Origin of the sequence: Ralstonia sp. 1138, assembly GCF_040544795.1 — a bacterium.
Lineage (GTDB): Bacteria > Pseudomonadota > Gammaproteobacteria > Burkholderiales > Burkholderiaceae > Ralstonia > Ralstonia flatus.
This window is the reverse complement of record NZ_JBEPKQ010000026.1, coordinates 1-1,073: the sequence shown is the minus strand read 5'-3', so window position 1 is coordinate 1,073 and position 1,073 is coordinate 1. Positions and strand designations below refer to the sequence as shown.

3 protein-coding genes are annotated in these 1,073 nt (G+C 62.9%); all 3 read left to right on the top strand.

Translation table 11 applies throughout. The annotated features are described in order from the left end of the window. Positions 1-399, top strand: a 399-nt coding sequence (locus tag ABIC76_RS25560; RefSeq protein ID WP_354535658.1) for an EAL domain-containing protein, incomplete at its 5' end; no start/stop codon positions are given. A gap of 24 nt (positions 400-423) precedes the next feature. Beyond that, the gene (locus ABIC76_RS25555) at positions 424-801 is read left to right on the top strand and encodes a hypothetical protein (protein WP_354535657.1); all 378 of its coding nucleotides are present in this window, start codon (positions 424-426) and stop codon (positions 799-801) included. Between the two features lie 85 nt (positions 802-886). Continuing rightward, positions 887-1,073: hypothetical protein (locus tag ABIC76_RS25550; protein ID WP_354535656.1), on the top strand; the 187-nt coding region annotated here is incomplete at its 3' end.

Below are 1,073 nucleotides of genomic sequence, written 5' to 3'. Positions count from 1 at the left end.
GGTAGCGGACGGTTTTTCAAAAGCACGCTCAATCAGCTGGGCTGTGCGCTTGCCATTGACGACTTTGGCACGGGCTATGGGGCGCAGACCGCAGCAGAAATCGGCACGCCCGACATCGTCAAGCTCGATCGCGCGCTCCTGCGCGGCACCTCAATTAGTCACCCCATGCGTCTGTCCCGAATGGTTGCGCTCGCCGGCGAGTTGGCCCCATGCGTGATCGTCGAAGGGGTCGAGAGCGAGGCAGACAAGGAATTGGCGCGCTACGCCGGCGCGCACTGGATCCAGGGCAACCACGCGGGTCGACCGCAAGCGGAATTGAACGATCGCTGCGAAGGGGTGAGGGCGAAGGTCTTCGGCGATCGGTTTGTGCACGGCAACGAATGGTGGCTGGCGCGTTAAGGCCGCATTGAGGGAGGACTGACGATGGACACAGAAGAAGTCTTGCTGACCCGGGTCATGGAGTGCCTGACGCAGGGGATTGCGCCAGGCGAGCAGCCGCCGGCAGTGCGGGAGGCTCAGTGGGTCAGGCAGTACCGGCAAGCGGCGCGGATGCTGATCGACCACCACCTGGAAGGCCCACATCTGGCGCCTGCCAGACATGCGTACGACACGGGGATTGTGGGCGGCTTCTATGGACTGGATGCGCTGTCGACCGAGCTGATGGAGACGGGAAACAGCGAGCCTGCGGATGAGCTTGCTCGCGTGCGAAAGCGGATGTTCCGACTGGGCTACGTGCAAGGCAGTGCGATGCGAAGGGCATCAAAGGCAAGGGTGACGCCACGATCGGACACAACGGTTTGAGTGCCCTGGGCGCAGGCCTTGGGGACGTACGGGAATGAGGGCCCGAAGTGGGGTTTTTCTAAAAAAACTGAATGAGGAACATTTGATGAAGCAAATCTCAATGCGTGGTGAGCGCACGCGGCGTACGGCGGTCCCGAGGCTCAAGGGAACGATGGTGGCGGTGGTGCTGGCAATGATGCCGGCGATGGCCGCGTGGGCAGCGGACGAGGGCGCTGTGCTGCAGTCGGTGGCCTATGACGGCACGCTGTCGGCGCAGGCATCGCAGGTACTCA

What these genes read in the sequence shown, in the direction of transcription:
- ABIC76_RS25555 (WP_354535657.1), top strand. Translation starts at nt 424, where the DNA reads ATGGACACAGAAGAAGTCTTGCTGACCCGGGTCATGGAGTGCCTGACG.